The organism is Bradyrhizobium sp., from assembly GCF_028868675.1.
In the GTDB taxonomy this organism is placed as follows: Bacteria; Pseudomonadota; Alphaproteobacteria; order Rhizobiales; family Xanthobacteraceae; genus Bradyrhizobium.
Window position 1 is genome coordinate 1 of the sequence record NZ_JAGWUA010000318.1, and the last position, 3,431, is coordinate 3,431.

Below are 3,431 nucleotides of genomic sequence, written 5' to 3' on the forward strand. Positions count from 1 at the left end.
CGCCGACCTTCTTCTGCGTGTCGGTGACGCGAAACTTGACGCCGCCCTCGCCGAGCAGCACGCCGGTATCTCCGACCTGGCCGCCGGACTCCCCGTAGAACGGCGTCTGGTTCAGCACGATCGCGCCTTGCTCACCGGCCTTGAGGCTGTCGACTTCCTTGCCGTCCTTCACCAGCGCCGCAACCACGCCTTCCGCGCTCTCGGTCTCGTAACCCAGGAATTCGGTGGCGCCGAGCCTTTCGCGCAGCGGGAACCAGATCGCTTCGGAGGCCGCCTCGCCGCTTCCCGCCCAGGACGCGCGCGCCTTCTCACGCTGCCGCTCCATCGCATCCGAGAAGGACGCCTGGTCGACGCCGATGCCGCGCGACTTCAGCGCGTCCTGCGTCAGATCGAGCGGAAAGCCGTAGGTGTCGTAGAGCGTGAAGGCGACGTCGCCGTCGAACATGTCGCCTTTCTTCAGCGACGCGCTCTTCTCGTCGAGGATGGCGAGGCCGCGCGCCAGCGTCTTGCGGAAGCGGCTCTCCTCCAGCCGCAGCGTTTCCTCGATCAGCCGTTCCGCGCGCACCAGCTCCGGATAGGCCTGGCCCATCTCGCGCACCAGCGCCCAGACCAGACGATGCATCAGCGGCTCTTTGGCGCCCAGAAGCTGCGCATGGCGCATCGCGCGGCGCATGATCCGGCGCAGCACGTAGCCGCGGCCCTCGTTCGAGGGCAGCACGCCGTCCGCGACGAGGAAGGCCGAGGAGCGCAGGTGGTCGGCGATGACCCTGAACGAGGCGACGGTCTGCTCCTGCGGTCCGCTGCCGAGCGCGGACGCCGTCGCATCGATCAGGTTACGAAAGAGATCGGTCTCGAAGACGCTGTCGACGCCCTGCATGATGCAGGCCATGCGCTCGAGCCCCATGCCGGTGTCGATCGAAGGCCGCGGCAAGGGCTGCCGGTCCTCCTTCGTCACCTGCTCGAATTGCATGAACACGAGGTTCCAGAATTCGAGGAAGCGGTCGCCATCCTCTTCCGGGCTGCCCGGAGGTCCGCCCCAGATGTGTTCGCCGCGGTCGATGAAGATCTCCGAGCACGGGCCGCACGGGCCGGTGTCGCCCATCGCCCAGAAATTGTCCGAGGTCGGAATGCGGATGATGCGGTCGTCGGAGAAGCCCGCGATCTTCTTCCAGAGCGCGGCCGCATCGTCGTCGGTGTGATAGACGGTGACGAGCAGCTTGTCCTTCTTCAGCCCGAAATCCCTGGTGATCAGCGTCCAGGCGAGCTCGATCGCGCGCTCCTTGAAATAGTCGCCGAAGGAGAAGTTGCCGAGCATCTCGAAGAAGGTGAGATGGCGCGCGGTGTAGCCGACATTGTCGAGATCATTGTGCTTGCCGCCGGCGCGCACGCATTTCTGCGAGGTGGTGGCGCGCTGATAGGGGCGCTTCTCGACGCCCGTGAAGACGTTCTTGAACTGCACCATGCCGGCATTGGTGAACATCAGCGTCGGGTCGTTGCGCGGCACCAGCGGCGAGGACGACACGATCTCGTGGTCGTTCTCGGCAAAGAAGTTCAGAAAGGTCGACCTGATCTCGTTGACGCCGCTCATGTTCATCCAATCGGGAAGTGCCGGAAGCCCGCCAAATGCATCCAAACCTGAAATTCAAGGCTGATATCTGCGGGCAACAGCGCTTTTAGACAAGGCCAGCCCCCCTGTCCAGAAACTGTGCTGGCAGATCAGAGGGTTGCCGCAACAGCGTCATCCCCGTTGATAGATGCTGCAACCGCGTTGACAGGCTTGGCCGCGCCGTGGTCTTTTCCTATCTCACTTGTACGGCCACGTCGGGAGAGACCGGCTCGAATTCGCCGGCGCCGAAGGAGCAACCGCCCCGGAAACTCTCAGGCAAAAGGACCGCGTGGCTTTGACAGCATCTGGAAAGAGACGCCCGAGGGCTTAAGACCCGAGAGGCGTCCGCCGACGGGATAATACTCTCAGGCACAGCGACAGATGGGGCTTCGACAGGTTTTTCGGGGAATCCTCCCTGGGAACCGCGAGGGCTCCTATCGATGCTTGCGCGCGACGTCCAAAACCCCCTGCAGCGTACCCCCCTCTACGGGCTCAATGTCTCGCTCGGCGGCAAGATGGTGCCGTTCGCGGGCTACGAGATGCCCGTACAATTCCCGTCCGGCGTGCTGCGAGAGCACCTTCATACCCGCACCTCCGCCGGCCTGTTCGATGTCTCCCATATGGGCCAGATCCGCTTGCTCCCGAAGTCCGGCAAGGTCGAGGACGCCGCGCGTGCGCTGGAGCGGCTGGTGCCGCAGGACATCGTCGCGCTGGCGCCGGGCCGGCAGCGCTACGCCCAGTTCACCAATGCGGCCGGCGGCATCCTGGACGATCTGATGGTCGTCAATTTCGGCGAGCACCTGTTCCTGGTGGTCAACGCCGCCTGCAAGGCCGAGGACGAAGCGCATCTGCGCGCGCATCTCTCCGGCGACTGCATCGTCGAATCACTTGCCGACCGGGCGCTGATCGCCCTGCAGGGCCCGAAGGCCGAATCCGTGCTGACGAAATTCTGTGCAGGCGCGCCGGCGATGAAGTTCATGGACGCCGGCCCGCGCAAGATCGATGGGCTCGACTGCTTCGTCTCGCGCTCCGGCTATACCGGCGAGGACGGGTTCGAGATTTCGGTTCCCGCTGCCGACGCCGAGCAGTTGGCGAAGACCTTGCTGGCGGACGGCGACGTGCAGCCGATCGGGCTCGGCGCCCGCGACAGCCTCAGGCTCGAGGCCGGGCTCTGCCTCTATGGTCATGACATCGACACCACCACGACGCCGGTCGAGGCCGCGCTGGAATGGTCGGTACAGAAGAGCCGCCGCACGGGCGGGGCGCGCGCCGGCGGCTTTCCGGGCGCCGATACAATTCTCGCGCAGTTCGACCGGGGCGCACCGCGCCGCCGCGTCGGCCTGAGGGCCGAAGGCCGCGCGCCGGTGCGCGAGGGCGCGGCGCTGTTTGCTGACGCGACATCGCGCGAGGCGATCGGCACCGTGACCTCGGGCGGTTTTGGCCCGAGCCTGAACGCACCGGTGGCGATGGGCTACGTGCCCGCCTCGCTCGGCGCGCTCGGCACAAAACTGTTCGCCGAAGTGCGCGGCCAGCGCCTCGCGCTGCAGGTCGCCGCCATGCCGTTCGTGAAGAACACCTACAAACGCTGAGGGATCGACGATGACCACGACGCTGTACACCTCCGACCACGAATGGCTCGCCATCGACGGCGATGTCGCCACCGTCGGCATCACCGACTACGCCCAGCAGCAGCTCGGCGACGTCGTGTTCGTCGAGCTGCCCAAGGTCGGCCGCGCCCTGAAGAAGGCGGAAGCCGCCGCCGTGGTCGAATCGGTCAAGGCCGCCTCCGACGTCTACGCGCCGATCTCGGGCGAGGTGCTCGCGG

General features: G+C 66.0%; 2 protein-coding genes, 1 pseudogene and 1 riboswitch. Of the genes and pseudogenes, 2 read left to right on the forward strand and 1 reads right to left on the reverse strand.

Going from position 1 to position 3,431, the window contains the following annotated elements:
• A partial coding sequence (gene alaS, locus KGM94_RS24350; protein WP_300265019.1) for an alanine--tRNA ligase occupies positions 1–1,588 on the reverse strand: 1,588 nt, incomplete at its 3' end.
• Between the two features lie 224 nt (positions 1,589–1,812).
• A riboswitch (glycine riboswitch) is annotated at positions 1,813–1,903 on the forward strand.
• A gap of 143 nt (positions 1,904–2,046) precedes the next feature.
• Here alaS and gcvT point away from each other — a divergent pair.
• Entirely contained in the window at positions 2,047–3,195 is a 1,149-nt protein-coding gene (gene gcvT, locus KGM94_RS24355; protein ID WP_300265022.1) for a glycine cleavage system aminomethyltransferase GcvT, read from the forward strand.
• 10 nt (positions 3,196–3,205) lie between these two features.
• Positions 3,206–3,431, forward strand: a pseudogene (locus KGM94_RS24360) (glycine cleavage system protein H); the annotation flags it as partial.

What these genes read in the sequence shown, in the direction of transcription:
- gcvT (WP_300265022.1), top strand. Translation starts at nt 2,047, where the DNA reads ATGCTTGCGCGCGACGTCCAAAACCCCCTGCAGCGTACCCCCCTCTAC.